At 59.4% G+C, this 14,544-nt stretch carries 9 protein-coding genes and 3 pseudogenes; 8 read left to right on the forward strand and 4 right to left on the reverse strand.

Going from position 1 to position 14,544, the window contains the following annotated elements; genetic code table 11:
- Positions 1-353: 353 nt before the first annotated feature.
- Positions 354-1,304, reverse strand: a complete 951-nt coding sequence (locus DW49_RS0121010) for a DNA/RNA non-specific endonuclease (protein WP_024420408.1) — start codon at positions 1,302-1,304, stop codon at positions 354-356.
- Between the two features lie 153 nt (positions 1,305-1,457).
- On the opposite strand from DW49_RS0121010, the gene DW49_RS0121015 reads away from it, so the two are divergent.
- Together DW49_RS0121015 and DW49_RS0121020 are read left to right on the forward strand one after the other, a co-directional pair.
- Positions 1,458-3,254 carry a methyl-accepting chemotaxis protein gene (locus tag DW49_RS0121015; RefSeq protein ID WP_024420407.1) on the forward strand — a complete coding sequence of 599 codons (1,797 nt, stop codon included), beginning with the start codon at positions 1,458-1,460 and terminating at the stop codon, positions 3,252-3,254.
- A gap of 109 nt (positions 3,255-3,363) precedes the next feature.
- Complete coding sequence (locus tag DW49_RS0121020; protein WP_003381828.1) at positions 3,364-3,675, forward strand: DUF6482 family protein; 312 nt, start codon at positions 3,364-3,366, stop codon at positions 3,673-3,675.
- 8 nt (positions 3,676-3,683) lie between these two features.
- Here DW49_RS0121020 and DW49_RS01000000128685 read toward each other — a convergent pair.
- The 3 genes and pseudogenes from DW49_RS01000000128685 to DW49_RS0121035 form a co-directional block, all read right to left on the reverse strand.
- Positions 3,684-4,083 (reverse strand): annotated as a pseudogene (locus tag DW49_RS01000000128685) (RidA family protein).
- Positions 4,084-4,149: 66 nt separating this feature from the next.
- The gene (locus tag DW49_RS0121030) at positions 4,150-6,126 is read right to left on the reverse strand and encodes a DNA topoisomerase III (RefSeq protein WP_005617548.1); all 1,977 of its coding nucleotides are present in this window, start codon (positions 6,124-6,126) and stop codon (positions 4,150-4,152) included.
- A 175-nt stretch (positions 6,127-6,301) separates the two neighbouring features.
- A complete protein-coding gene (locus DW49_RS0121035; RefSeq protein WP_005617550.1) occupies positions 6,302-7,129 on the reverse strand; it encodes an HDOD domain-containing protein in 828 nt (275 codons plus the stop codon).
- A gap of 280 nt (positions 7,130-7,409) precedes the next feature.
- Between DW49_RS0121035 and DW49_RS1000000134350 the strand changes: the two are divergent.
- The 6 genes and pseudogenes from DW49_RS1000000134350 to DW49_RS01000000128690 form a co-directional block, all read left to right on the forward strand.
- Positions 7,410-8,441: pseudogene (locus DW49_RS1000000134350) on the forward strand (HAMP domain-containing protein); the annotation flags it as partial.
- Positions 8,442-8,534: 93 nt separating this feature from the next.
- Positions 8,535-9,299, forward strand: coding sequence for a methyl-accepting chemotaxis protein (locus DW49_RS1000000134355; protein WP_370464045.1), 765 nt, complete (start codon positions 8,535-8,537; stop codon positions 9,297-9,299).
- A 276-nt stretch (positions 9,300-9,575) separates the two neighbouring features.
- A complete protein-coding gene (locus DW49_RS0121045; protein WP_024420406.1) occupies positions 9,576-10,406 on the forward strand; it encodes an energy transducer TonB in 831 nt (276 codons plus the stop codon).
- A 136-nt stretch (positions 10,407-10,542) separates the two neighbouring features.
- Positions 10,543-11,262, forward strand: a complete 720-nt coding sequence (locus DW49_RS0121050; RefSeq protein ID WP_005617555.1) for a MotA/TolQ/ExbB proton channel family protein — start codon at positions 10,543-10,545, stop codon at positions 11,260-11,262.
- Between the two features lies 1 nt (position 11,263).
- Positions 11,264-11,665 (forward strand): ExbD/TolR family protein, encoded by a 402-nt coding sequence (locus DW49_RS0121055; protein WP_005617557.1) that lies wholly within the window; start codon positions 11,264-11,266, stop codon positions 11,663-11,665.
- A gap of 282 nt (positions 11,666-11,947) precedes the next feature.
- A pseudogene (locus DW49_RS01000000128690) lies at positions 11,948-14,340 on the forward strand (TonB-dependent receptor plug domain-containing protein).
- Positions 14,341-14,544 lie beyond the last annotated feature (204 nt).

A 14,544-nucleotide genomic window follows, 5' to 3' on the forward strand; every position in this document is an offset into this window, starting at 1 on the left:
GGCGAAGGAACCCGACGAAGTCGGGCCGGAAACGGAGCCGGGATTTTGCTTACTTTGATCCTTCAAAGTCAGTCGCCGAGGGGCGAAAAGGTGCCTTGAGCCGTAAACATATCCAACTGACATAGCAGAACCGCTGTGTGATACTCCGCGCCACAGATATGCGAGATCCGCGCCGCACACTCAAGATCGGACGCAGAGCGTCCAGAACGGCGCACCGACGCAGAGCGTCGGTACGATAATCTATACCAGTTTCTGTAGGCGCAACCGGGCGACCACGCCCTCCGGGCAGAAGCGCGTTATTTGGCGCTCCGAAAAAAGCCCCACGCTTCGGGCTAGTCGGCGTAGGCAGTGCGCTAGACCCGAATATCCTGCGGCCCGCGGATCCGTGCTTCGATTCGCGTGCCGGTCAGGCGTTCTTCGTTGGAGAAACCGTCGTAGCTGGCCAGCGCTCCGAACTGTAAGCCGGTGAGCTGCTCGATCTGCAAGACGCTGCGTTGCCAGGTTCTGAGCTGGCCGAACATGATGTCCAACTGACCCAACTCTCGGCTCTGGTCGATCATGTAGGCGCTGGCCGAAGGCTTACCGTCGTCGCCGACAAACGCCACGACCTTCCAGAACGCCGAGGGCACCCTGATATTCCGGTAGCTGCGGTCGTCGTCGCGCAGCACCGGCCCGCTGAATACCGTTGCCCGGGATTTCCAGCGACGGGTGTTGTCGAGAATGTAATCCTCAAGCTCCAGCCAGGTTTTTTGATTGAACGCCGCCATCTGCGGCGAACAGTTGGTGAAATGAAAAGTGTCGCTGTTGGCCACTTCGGCTTCCTTGCCCCAGTTGGGGTCTTGGCGCCTGACCAGATGGCCGCGATCCAGCAAGTTGTCGGCGTAGACACTTTCACCGATTTGCGCCTCGGCGGGTAATCTACCGTCGAAAGACCATGCATCCTTGCCACGCTTGACCTCAACGCTGCTGGCACCATCGATATTGACGCCGACGTACAGTGCCAGGCGTCGACTGCGCGACATGGTAATGGAAAAGTGCGTGTAATCGAGGCGATTGCCGGTGTTGTCCAACGGATAGACATCGGCTGCCAGCTCGGCGTCGACCGCAGGCCAGGGCACCACGAAATCGCCGAGGAAGTTTTCAGCGTAACCCTGACGCTTTTTCAGTTCGCTCGCAGGTGTGGTGCGTGGTGCAGCCAGTGTCTGTGGCTGCTGCGCAAGCAATGCGGCCGGCACGTTCAAAGGCTTGAGGTCGGCGAGGCGGGGGCGGTAGGCAAGGTCGATTTTAAGTTTCTTGTCAGGCACGGTGATTGCTCCTGCAGTGGGCGTGAGTTTTGTTACAGTTGAACATAGACGCGTTACAGGTCGACGTCAGGCCAGACACATGCGCTAAAGCTTTGGCCTCGACGGGCGTTAACCATCGAAAGGGAACAACCTTCCACCCCCAGGAGCCGCTGCATGCAAACGTTAAAGGCCTTATACGAGTCAGTCGAAAAGCAGTTCTTCGACACACTGACCAAAAAGCTCTCAAGCCTTTTTCTGCTGGTGCTGGTCAGCGCTCTGCTGTACTGGGTGGCCTTGAACATTCGCGCCGACATCATGCTGCAATTACACGGCACATCACTGGACGCCGCTGCACTGGGTCAAATTCAGGGCCGGCTTGATGTGCTGAGCAACGCCATCCTGCTGAACACACTGTTTACGCTGGTCATGGTCAGCTTCATGGTCTGGTATTTTCGTCACCTGATCGTGCGCCCTGTCATGTTCATGACGCGTGCGCTTGAAGAGGTCGCCAGTGGCGAGGGCGACCTGTCCCGAGACCTGCCTTTGCTGACCCATGACGAAATTCGCGTGCTGGCCAGCACCTGCAACCGCTTTCTGGCCAAGCAACGCGAAGTCATCAGCAGTATTCAGGGGCTGACCGTACAGATCGCAGTCGAATCGGCACGCTCGCTGAAAAACATCAGTGATTCCAGCGACAGCGCCACCGATCAGGCGCGTTTTGCCAGGGAAGTCATGGACCAGAGCAACATGGCCGTGGGCAGCATCGAAGATGTTTCCCAACAGACTCAGGGGATTTCCAGCACCACTGCGCAGAACCTGAGCATGGCGCGCGACTCCTACGCCGAATTGCTGGAAGTGACCGGTAACATCAGTCAGATATCCAGCAGCCTCAATGAGTTCGGTACGCTGGTGTCGGGGTTGAACGAGCGTTCATCGAGCATCAAATCCATCGTCGGGCTGATCCAGCAGATTTCTTCGCAAACCAACCTGCTGGCGCTCAATGCGGCCATCGAAGCGGCGCGGGCCGGGGAGAGCGGGCGCGGGTTTGCCGTAGTGGCGGACGAGGTGCGCACCCTGGCGCAAAATGTCAGTAAAGCGACTGACGATATTTCCCGGAACATCGATGCGATGCTTCAGGAGGTCAGTTCCACTCACGAACAGACCATCCAGATCAGCCACAGCGCTCGGGAAACCCAACGGGTGGTAGAGCGTGCATCCGGCCATTTCGAAAGCATGATCGGTGATTTCGAATCGACCAATGACAAGCTGGCCGACATTGCCACGCATATCCAGCAATTTGCGACGACCAACACCGGCATCAACGAGCGGGTAACGCGCATTTACTCCGACAGCCAGGCGATCGATCAGCGCATGCAGCACTCCGCAACCGCGACCCGTGACCTGTCCGGTGTCGCCGAGCAGGTTCAGGCCCTGCTGGGGCGTTTCGTGCTTGGGCATGGCGAACTGGACGCTGCGATCACTCGCGCCAGCCAGTGCCGGGATATTTTGCAGGTACGCCTGGCGGAACTGCACAAACAAGGCGTCAACCTGTTCGATCAGAGCTACAAGCTGATTCCCGGCACCGACCCCAAACAGTACTCGACCAGCTACACCGAACGTTTCGCGCAGATCTGCCAGGAAGAATGCGACAAGCTGACCAAAGGCACGCGGGGCGGCAAGGTCACGTTTATCGTCGACAGCAAAGGCTACTGCCCGGTCAACAACAGCTGGGTGTCGCAGAAACCGACCGGCGACCGCGCCATCGACCTGCCCGTGTGCCGCAATAAACGGATGTTCTCCGACCCTATAGGTTTGCGTGCCGCCAGTAACAAACAACGCTTCCTGCTACAGACCTACTTGCGTGACACCGGCGAGATCATGACCGAAATCGACGTGCCGTTTTTCTTTGAAGGACGCCACTGGGGCAACTTGCGGATGGGTTTTGATGCGGCGCTGCTGTTGGGCAAGTAGTCCGAAAGTGGGTTGAGCCAGCAACGCAGGCTTGTAATACGAAGGAACGTTCATCCATCTCAAGGCTCAACTTCTACAAGGCGCTGACTTCCAGAACGCCCACGGAGGTGTGACTTTGAACATTCAAGACCTGACAAAACACGTAAAGGACAAGAAGGTTGATGAACTCGATCTGATCTCCATGGAAGGCGGTTCTTACGTGCTCCACGCACTGGTGGACGGCAAGTCTGTGCCGGTGCAGGACTCGACCGGCAAGCCCCTGCACGTTGCCTCGCTGGAAGAGGCACGCAAGGTGCTTTCGGCGGTGCCTGACGTGAAACTGTTCATGACCCAGGCGGTGGCGCATGACGAGATGGTTGGCCTCGACAGTGTTCAGCCTGAATCGTCACGCCATGAAATACCGCTGCGCTCCAGCCTTTGATCGCGGTGTCAGGCGCTGCGCCTGACCGCGATGCATTTGATCTCCAGCAACAGGCCGGGGTGTGCCAGTTCCGCAACGCCGATGCAGGTCCAGGCACACTGACCGCGTGGGAAGATGCGATTCTTCACGTCGCGGAACACCGGCATGTGTTCGCTCATGGCGACGTGATAGGTGGTCATGTCCAACTATATCGTCGAACGTGCAGCCGCCTTCGGCCAGCACCGTGCGCAGGTTCTCCCAACAGGCAATGAACTGTGCCTCCGGGTTGAGGATGACTTCCATGTCCCGGGTGCGCCCTACCTGGCCGGCACAGTACAGCGTGTCACCCACCCTGACTGCCGGTGCGTAACCGGCGCGGTCCATGATTGACTGCAGGGTAGGTGGGACGATGATTTCGCGATCTGACATGTGTAACACCTGTTTGTAACGTCTGAATGTGTAGTGCTCAAGCTGATTGGGTATCATTCTGCAGGCTCAGCCCTTGACCGTCGACTTGGCGGCGCGCTGTGGCTTTTTCGCGGCGGTGCTCGCTGCCTTGGTCGAGGTCGCAGCCCCGCGCTTGGCGGTCTTGCGTTTTTTCTTCCACGGCGGCGCAACGCCTGCCGGGCTGGCCGGGCCACTGATGGTCATGCGCATGCCGACACAGCGGCTGACCTGCTTGCTCATCCACGCTGCCTGCTTGGCGACGAATTCTTCAAGGCTCATTTCGCCGCTCTGGACCATGTCCAGTGCCTGCTCCCATATGGCCGTGGTGCCGGGGTCGGCAATGGCGCGCGGGACGGCGTCGATCAGGCTGAAGGCAGCCGGCGTGGCGCACAAGGCTTTGCCTTGTTTGGTCAGATAGCCGCGGTCCAGCAGCCCCTGGATGATCCCCGCGCGGGTGGCTTCGGTGCCGATGCCGGTGGTGTCCTTGAGTTTTTGCTTGAGCAGCGGGTCTTCTACCAGCTTGGCGACGTTTTTCATGGCCTTGATCAGGTCGCCTTCGGTGAAGGGCTTGGGTGGCTGGGTCCAGAGGTCCTTGAGGATGACGTCGGCAACGGCGCATTCGCACCCCTGATACAGCGCAGGCAAGGGCTGCGGCGCAGGCGTTTCGCGACCTTTGGCCGGGGCCAGGGCTTCAGGCATGGCACGTTTCCAGCCGGGCTCGACGATCTGTTTGCCCACTGCTCGCAGCGCATGGCCTGCGCAGTCGAAGTCAGCCTGGGTGCGGTCATATTCATGGTTGGGCAGAAACTGCGCCAGATAGCGCGCCCTGATCAGGGTGTAGACCGCGCGCGGCTTGCCGGTCAGGCGCTCGACGCCGCGCACCGCAGCGGTAGGGATGATGCCGTGGTGAGCAGTAACCCTGGCGTCGTTCCAGGCGCGGGAGCGGCGTTGCGGGTCAAGGTGCGGCAGCAGGCCGGCCAGCGCGGGATCTGCCTTGCCCAGCGCGGCGATGATACCCGCCGCTTCGCCATGCTGGCTGTTCGGCAGGTAGCCGCAATCGCTGCGCGGATACGTGATGACCTTGTGGGTTTCGTACAGCGACTGGGCGATATCAAGGGTTTCCTGCGCGCCGAGGCCGAGTTTTTTCGAGCATATTTCCTGCAGGGTGCCGAGGTCGAAAGGCAAGGGTGCGGCTTCGCGCATCCGTTCGGTGCGCAGCTTGACCAGCCGTGCGCTGGCAGCATGGCGCATGGCGTCGGCAGCCTGTTGCGCCAGTAGCTGATTCAGGCAGCGATCCTGATCGTCACAGGCGTCCGACGGCGCGCGCCATTGAGCGATGAACGCCTGGTCGTCGTGCAGCAGTTTGACGTCGATGGCCCAGAAGGGCGCCGGCACGAAATCTGCGAGGCTGCGATCGCGGTCCACCACCAGGCGCAGGGTCGGGGTTTGCACGCGGCCGACTGGCAATACGCCCTGATAACCCGATTGGCGACCCAGCAATGTGAACAGACGGCTCATGTTCATGCCGATCAGCCAGTCTGCGCGGGACCGGCCCAATGCCGAGTGATACAGGCTGAAGGTGTCGGCGCCGGGCTTGAGCGCTGCCAGCGCCTTGCGAATGGAGGCGTCATCCAGTGCCGACAGCCACAAACGCTGAATCGGTCCGCGATAGCGACAATGCTCGACCAGTTCGCGGGCGATCATTTCGCCTTCACGGTCAGCGTCGGTGGCGATCACCAGTTCTTTCGCCTCGCCCAGCAGCCGCTTGACAGCCTTGAACTGGCTGGCCGTTCTGGGTTTTACCAGCATCTTCCACTTCTCGGGCACGATGGGCAGGTCTTCCAGCACCCAGCGCTTGTAGCGCGCATCGTAAGCATCGGGCGGGGCGGTTTCGAGCAAATGGCCAATGCACCAGGTGACGGTAGCACTGGCACCGACCCAGCAGCCATCGCCACGGCGGGTTGCGCCAAGCGCAGCCGCAATGTCCTTGGCCTGGGAAGGTTTTTCGCAAAGAAACAGCCGCATGACTACCGTCGTCGATTACCGGTGTGAGGCGGCAAGGATGGACGTTGAACGAGCGAGGGGCAAGTTTTATCTGTATGGATATACAGATAAAACCGTTTTGGCGCTGTCATGCCGGTGGTTCCAACAGTGCAGCGCCGTTGTTTGAAGAAAGCGTTTACGAGCCAGTGACGTGGGTTCAGCTCAGCAGTTCTGAAAACGCCTTGTCGGCTTCCAGCACGGCCGGCAGCCCGGCAAACAGTGCGTCCAGGTCGATGCCTTCCATCAGCGGCCCGTCTGAAGCTTTTTGCGCTTGGGGCGTAGCACCGCCATTGGTTTCCAGCGCATCCGAGATGATGACGGCCTGCGCCACAATACGCGGCAACGGTGCGTCGTCTGGCGCCTCCAGCGGCTTGGCCTGATAAGCGATGGCTTGCTGGATCACCTGCGGCAAATGCCAGCGGTGGGCCAGCTCGGCACCCACTTGCGGGTAGCCGAAACCCAGTTGCAGCGTTTCATTGGCTGCACGTCCCGGCGTGCCGGCCTTGGCTGCGTTGTTCAGGCGCTCGGCCACATCCGGGGCGCCAGTCTGGATCAACAGTTCGCCAATGTTGTGCATGACCCCGCAGGTAAAGGCGATTTCCGGATCGACACCGGTTTGCTTGGCCAGCATCCGGCAGATCCCGGCAACCTGAAAGCTTTTCAGCCAGAACCCCTTGAGATCGAAACTCGGCCCGGCCTTGAATGCACCCGTCACTGCCGAGGCCATGACCAGGGTGCGCAAGGTGTTGAAGCCCAGACGCATGGCGGCGTCTTCGATACTTGAGGAATCCCGCGAGCCGCGAAACCTTGCCGAGTTGGCCAAACGCAGCACCTTGACCGCGATCACGGGGTCTTTCTCGATATTGCGGGCAATGCTTTCGAGGTTGGAGGAGGGGTTATCAAACTGCAGCATCAAGTCCTGAGCCACCTTCGGAATACTCGGGAGACTGTGCAAATCGTCAAAAAGCTTTTCGATACTCAGCATGGCAAGGCCATCCTCTGCAGGGCGGGGATGCCTTCAAAGATAGTCAGTTTTTTTGCTCTGCACGTTTTGCCGCTGAATTATGGGAGGCGGGTCTCACGTGCCGAAAAAAAATAATCAAGGACCTGTCGGTGCCGGCCGATACGCCAGACAAGCATGCTTGAAAATTTTTGGCACTCGATCCCTTGTGGATTCTGTTGCGTGGAAAAGACGGCAAAGTTGTGAAGTTTGATCGACGATTCAAAGATCGTCCCTATTGGTTTTTGCCGTGGAAATTAGCGCTATGAAAAATCTGGGCTTCAGCAAGAAAATCCTTCTGGCCGCCGCGCTTATCGTGGTCGTTGCGTTCAGCGTATTCATTGTCATCAATGACTATCGACAACGTCAGTCGCTTACATCCAGTGTCAAGTCCGAACTGCAACAGTTGGGTACATTGACCACGCAAAACATCCAGACGTGGCTGGAAAGCCGCATTCAGTTGCTGCAATCGATGTCCCAGCAAGTCGCCGTGGACGGCAAGGAGCTGCCGCAGTTGCAGCGTGCCATTGGCCTGCCTACTTACAGCGACAACTTCCAGCTCAGTTATTTTGGCAGCACCGAAGGCGTGATGTTTTCGGTGCCGGCCGGTAATCGCCCTGCAGATTACGACCCGCGTGCGCGGGGCTGGTACAAGGCCGCACAAAATGCGCCGGGCACCATCGTTACCGAACCGTATATTGCTGCGTCGTCCGGCAAACTGGTCATGACCATTGCCACGCCGGTCAAGGTTCAGAATCAGCTTGCCGGTGTCGCCGGTGCTGACATCTCGCTGGACAGCGTTTCCAAAATCATCAACTCGCTGAACTTCGATGGTCACGGTTATGCGTTTCTGGTCAGCGCCGAAGGCAAGATTCTGGTGCACCCGGACAGCAAGCTGGTGCTCAAGAACATCAACGAAGCCTATCCGGTCAATACACCGAAAATCGCCACAGGCGTAACTGAAATCGATTCTGGCAAACAGCCCGAGATCATCTCGTTCACGCCGGTTCAGGGCGTAGCGACTGCCAACTGGTACGTGGCGCTGGTGCTGGAGCAGGATTCTGCCTACGCCATGCTCACCGAGTTCCGCACCTCGGCCATCACGGCAATGGTCGTTGTGGTGATGGTGATCATTCTGCTGCTGGGCCTGTTGATCCGCGTGCTGATGCAGCCGCTGCACCAGATGGGCCGGGCGATGCGCGATATTGCTGATGGCGAGGGCGATTTGACCAAGCGTCTGGCCATCACTTCGCACGATGAGTTCGGCGCATTGGCAGAGTCGTTCAACCACTTTGTCGAGCGTATTCACACCTCGATTCGCGAAGTGGCCTCCACCGCAGCGCAACTGGGCGAAGTCGCCACGCGCGTGGTGAAGGTTTCCAACGCCTCGATGAGCAACTCCGACCAGCAGGCCAATCGCACCGAAAGCGTGGCCGCTGCGATCAACGAACTGGGCGCCGCCGCACAGGAAATCGCCCAGAACGCGGCACGCACCTCGCAACAGTCCAGCGATGCCAGCGGGCTGGCCAGCGACGGCCAAGGCGTGGTGCAGCAGACCATCAAAGCGATGAACGAGCTGTCCGGCAAGATCAGCGAGTCGTGTGTGAACATCGAGAGCCTGAATGGCAAGACCGCCAACATCGGGCAGATTCTCGAAGTGATCACCAGCATTTCCCAGCAAACCAATCTGTTGGCGCTTAACGCTGCTATTGAGGCCGCACGCGCCGGTGAGGCGGGTCGCGGTTTCGCCGTGGTGGCTGACGAGGTGCGCAACCTGGCGCACCGCACTCAGGACTCGGCGCAACAAGTGCAGAAGATGATCGAGGAGCTGCAAGTGGGCGCTCGTGAAGCGGTGGTCAACATGACTGAAAGCCAGCGTCAGAGCGAGGACAGCGTGGGCATCGCCAACCTGGCCGGCGAGCGTCTGGGCAGCGTGACCCGCCGTATCGAAGAGATCAACGGCATGAACCAGTCGGTGGCGGCTGCAACAGAGGAACAGACCTCGGTGGTCGAGTCGATCAACGTGGACATCACCCATATCAACACCCTCAACCAGCAGGGCGTGGACAACCTGCGCCAGACGCTGGAAGCCTGCAACTCTCTGGAAGAACAAGCAGCCCGTCTGCAACAACTGGTAGGCAGCTTCCGGATCTGATCCTGCTGCCTTTGCGCCGCTCTGCGTAGTCTAGGTCGGACGCAGAGCACCCAGAACTGCGTGCCCACGCCCGTGGGCACGCTATTATTCTTGCGGACACTGCTCATTGCGTAATGAGTCGTCGCGCATATTCACTATCGGTCTAACCAGCGAACCAAATATTCTTTTCAGGAACAAGCCTCTTTCAGCCATCATTGCCTTGCCACATCAACTTTGGAAAGGTGACTGATACCAACAGAACCTGGATTTTTATCATGAAAATGCAGGAGTGTATCAATGGGCAATGTCCAGACCGCAGCCAGCGCACATGATGTGCCCTGGCGCCAGACGCCAGGTGGCGACCTGGTCGATCTGGGGCGTCCTTTCCGTGGGCCTTTGGCGTTATCGCGGTTGCACAGCACCCCAAAACCGATTCTCGGGCGGCGCGAAGCCATTCTGCTCAGTGCCCTGGCGCTGGTGTTCCACGGCGCGGTCATTTACTGGCTGAGCCAGAACCCGACGCCTGCACTGCCGGTCGTGCCGCCGGAAATCCCGCCGATGACCATCGAGTTCTCCCAGCCCGCGCCACCGGTGCCACCGGTGATGGAAACGCCGCCGCCACCGCCCGAGCCGGTCGTGCAGCCCGTTGTCGAGCCGCCGCCTCCTGTCGAGGACGAACTGGCCGCCAAGCCGCCACCGCCAAAACCCATTCCCAAACCCAAGCCGCAGCCGCCTAAACCGGTGGTCAAGCCTGTCGCCAAGCCGGTTGAGCAACCACCGGCTCCCCCTGTGCCTGCACCACCGGTTGCGGCCCCGGCGCCACCCGCACCGCCTGCGCCGAAACCGGTGACCCCGGCCTCGGCCAGCGCGGGCTACCTGCGCAACCCGGCCCCGGAATACCCGTCGCTGGCCATGCGTCGCGGCTGGGAAGGCACCGTGCTGTTGCGCGTCCATGTACTGGCCAGCGGCAAGCCCGGCGAGATTCAGATACAGAAAAGCAGCGGCCGCGATCAACTGGACGATGCGGCGCTGGCCGCGGTGAAACGCTGGAGTTTCGTGCCCGCCAAACAGGGCGACGTCGCCCAGGATGGCTGGGTCAGTGTGCCGATTGATTTCAAGATCAAATGAGCTTTCAAGCTCAAATAACGTTTCAAGTTCCAGTAACCACGACATTCGATTGACCCGGCGAGCTACCTGAACCAAAGGCGCATCGCGACACACCCAATGCCTTTTTTCAGACTTCGTTCATAAAGAGAGCTGCGCCATGAACCTACTTGCTTCGCCTTTTGAATCCATCGAACACGCGGTCATCTGGCTGCTGGTGATTTTCTCCGTTGCCACCTGGGGTCTTGCATTGCTCAAGGGCGTGCAGTTCTCACGTCTGAAAGCCCAGGACCGCAAGTTCCACAAGCAATTCTGGGCGGCATCGAGCCTGGATTCCGCCGCTCAACTGGCCCAGGAGCAACCCGGTGCTGCTGCCCGCGTCGCGCTCGCCGGTTATGCGGCCATTCAGGTGCCAGACGGCGCGCAGGCCAACGACCTCAGCCAGTCGATCAATCATCAGGACCGTCTTGAGCGGGCCTTGCGCCAACAAATCGTCCGTGAGCGCCGTTCGCTGGAAACCGGTCTGGCAATTCTTGCGAGTATTGGCAGCACGTCGCCCTTCATCGGCCTGTTCGGTACGGTCTGGGGCATCATGTCGGCCCTCAAGGGCATCAGCGCCGCAGGCTCTGCAAGCCTTGAAACCGTCGCCGGCCCGATTGGTGCAGCGCTGGTGGCAACCGGCGTCGGTATTGCCGTCGCGGTGCCTGCGGTGCTGGTCTACAACTACTTTCTGCGTCGCCTGAAACTGACCGCTGCCGACCTGGATGACTTTGCCCACGACTTCTACAGCCTGGCGCAGAAGAGTGCATTTCGTGTGCTGCTTCACCCTGTCCTCAAATCCGGCGCCAGCGCCGGGCAGAAAGTGAAGGAGGCGTCCTGAGATGGCTTTTTCCACGCAAGACACCGAAGAAGTGCTGAGCGAGATCAACGTTACGCCGCTGGTGGACGTGATGCTGGTGCTGCTGGTGGTGTTCATCGTCACCGCGCCGCTGCTGACCAACTCGATCCCGATCAACCTGCCCAAGACCGAGTCGGTTGCACCGGTAGAGCAGAAAGACCCACTGGTGGTGAGTATCGACGGGCAGGGTAAGCTGTTCATCAACAAGGATGAAATCCAGCCGGACCTGCTGGAAACCAACCTCAAGGCCGCCAAGCAAAAGGCCCCTGATGTGCGCGTGCAGTTGCAGGCCGACAATGGCGTGAACTACGGCGAAGTGGCGCGGGCGATGGCCTCCATCGAACGTGCCGGGATTACCAAATTGTCGGTGATCACCGCTAAATAACCGGCTTTTCCCTCATACAGTTTCAACCGTTTTAGGCCGCATCCTCAGGCAGGTGCGGCCTTTTTTTGTGTGTTTTTCAAGGATGTTTCGAGCGTGACACAAATGTAGATACTTATGCATTAATGGTATTTAAAACTTTTGATCAATGTCATTAAGCTATAAAGCATCGGGCCACCGGACCATCAATCAAACACTGTAATGATCGCCACCGTCCGCCGCACGGATCGTTCGTTGTAACCAGAACGCACGTTTCTGGATCAGGGATTTTCAAGGGGTAGTGGTATGGGGAACTTCAAACGGAATGTGCTGGCCACGGCGGTTTTTTCAGCCAATTTGCTGAGTGTCGCCGGTATCAGTGCAAGTGCTTGCGCCGCAGAAACAGCAGATGAGCAAAACAATCAGGGCGCGTCCACGCTGGGCACGGTCATTGTCACCGGCACCCGCGCGCAGGAGCGCACCGCCAGTGCGTCGCTGTCGCCCATCGATGTGATTTCCGGTGACAGCCTGCGCAGTTCCGGCTCCAGCGAACTGGGCACTGTGCTGGCGCGCTTGATTCCGTCGATCAACTTTCCAAGGCCAAGCCTGGTGGACGGTGCAGAACTGACCCGCCCGGCGCAACTGCGCGGCCTGTCGCCGGATCAAGTGCTGGTGCTGGTCAACGGCAAGCGCCGCCACACGTCGGCCTTCGTCAACCTGGGTGGCGCGGTCGGACGCGGCTCGGCACCTGCCGATCTCAACGCTATTCCGCTGTCGGCCATCGACCACATCGAAGTACTGCGCGATGGTGCTTCGGCGCGCTACGGGTCGGATGCGATTGCCGGGGTGATCAACATCATCCTCAAGAGCGCTGATCACGGCGGTTCGATTTCAAGCAAATACGGCCAGTACAAGAAGGGCGACGGTACCCAGCGTCAGGTCTCCGGCAATACCGGTTTTGCGCTGGGCGACAACGGTACGCTGAACCTCTCGGGTGAAGGCGCCAACAACGACTACACCAACCGCGCGGGCGATGATTTGCGCGCATCGAGCGTCGGCTCTACCACGTATGGTCAGCAGGTATTCCGTCAGGGCGAGCCGGAAACCCACGAAGGCAAGCTGCAATACAACGCCGAATACAGCTTCAACGATGCGGCAGAATTCTACAGCTTCGGTGGCTACAGCAAGCGCCGCGGCGAAACGGCTGCGTTCTATCGACCGAGCAATGCCTCGAACAACATTGCGGCGATTTATCCAAACGGTTATTTGCCGCTGATTCACGGCACACCACGTTTGCCGCCGGCTTGCGCGGTGAGCTGGTGGATGACTGGCATTACGATCTGTCTGCCAACTATGGCAAAAACTCTTATGAGCTGCGCACCAAAACCATCAACACGTCACTGGGCCTGAACACGCCGCGCTCGTTCGATAACGGCACGCTGACCAACGACCAGAAACAGCTGAGCCTTGACCTGTCGCAGGAGTTCAACGCAACGTGGCTGCCTTATCCGGTGTCGGTCGCCTTTGGTGCGGAATACCTGCGTCAGGGTTATCAGATCGAGGCGGGGCAGGCGGAGTCGTATTTCCAGACCGGCAGTTCCGGGCTGGGCGGCTTTCGCGCTGCCGATGCGGGCAGTTACTCGCGACACAACTTCGCCCAGTATCTGGACGTTGAGACCAACCTGACCGAAAAACTGGGTGTGTCGGCCGCCGTTCGCCATGAGGACTACAGCGATTTCGGCTCCAACGTCAGTGGCTCGCTCTCGGCCCGCTACGATTTCACCCCGCAGGTGGCCTTGCGCGGCAGTGTATCGACGGGCTTCCGTGCGCCATCACTGGCCCAGCAGAACTTCACGTTTACCTCGTCACAGTTGATCGGCAGCACCATTCAGGAAGCGGGTACGTTCCCGGCCGGCAGCAACGTTGCGCAGTTGTTGGGCGCAGAAGACCTGAAACCCGAAAAGTCGCGCAACTACAGCCTGGGCCTGGTACTGCAACCGCTGGACAGCCTGACCGTGACGGCCGACGTCTACCGGATCGACATTCAGGACCGCATCTCGTTGTCGTCCAACCTGGTGCTCAACAACACCGCGATCAACTACCTGCGCGCCAATGGCGTGGGTGATATCAACTACACCAGCGCGCGTTACTTCACCAACGCCACCGACACCAGCACCGACGGCGTGGATCTGGTGGCCAATTATCGCTACCAGTTCGACAACGGCGTGCGCTGGAACAGCACGGTGGGCTACAACTACAACCACACCAAAGTCACGGACGTGAAAGACAACCCGGCGATCCTCAATCAGTTGGGCGTGAACCTGGTTCGGGTGGACCGCAGGGAGCGCATCGGTCTGCTGGGGGATACCACGCCGCAGCACAAACTGACGCTGGGCAACGACCTCACGTTCGGCAACTGGGCCCTGCATTCCAATCTGGTGCGCTACGGCGAGTTCACCAGCTACCAGGCCGACAAAGTCAACGACCAGACCTTCAGCGCTGCCTGGCTGCTGGACCTCGCTGCCGACTACAAACTCAAGAACTGGGTCTTCACACTGGGTGGCGACAACGTCACCGACAAATACCCCGAGAAACTCAACGACTTCTCGTCCAGCGGCGGCAACCTGGCCTACAGCACCTTCTCGCCTTACGGTTATAGCGGGGCGTTTTACTATGGGAAGGTGACGTATAACTGGTAATTTGATTGGCCGACAGCTCTTGGCGCTCCGCGTTACATCTGTGCTGCAACACAGAGGCATGCCGTGCGCATAGTTACTGCACATAAACGAAAGTGCTTTTTATCACGATGGCACTGACAACGCAGAGTGCGACGTAGGTGACGGCTGAGTCCTGACACTGATCCGGCGACCCCCGGATCAGTGTCAGGACGAAGGAACCCGACG

Source organism: Pseudomonas avellanae BPIC 631 (assembly GCF_000444135.1).
Taxonomy (GTDB): domain Bacteria; phylum Pseudomonadota; class Gammaproteobacteria; order Pseudomonadales; family Pseudomonadaceae; genus Aquipseudomonas; species Aquipseudomonas avellanae.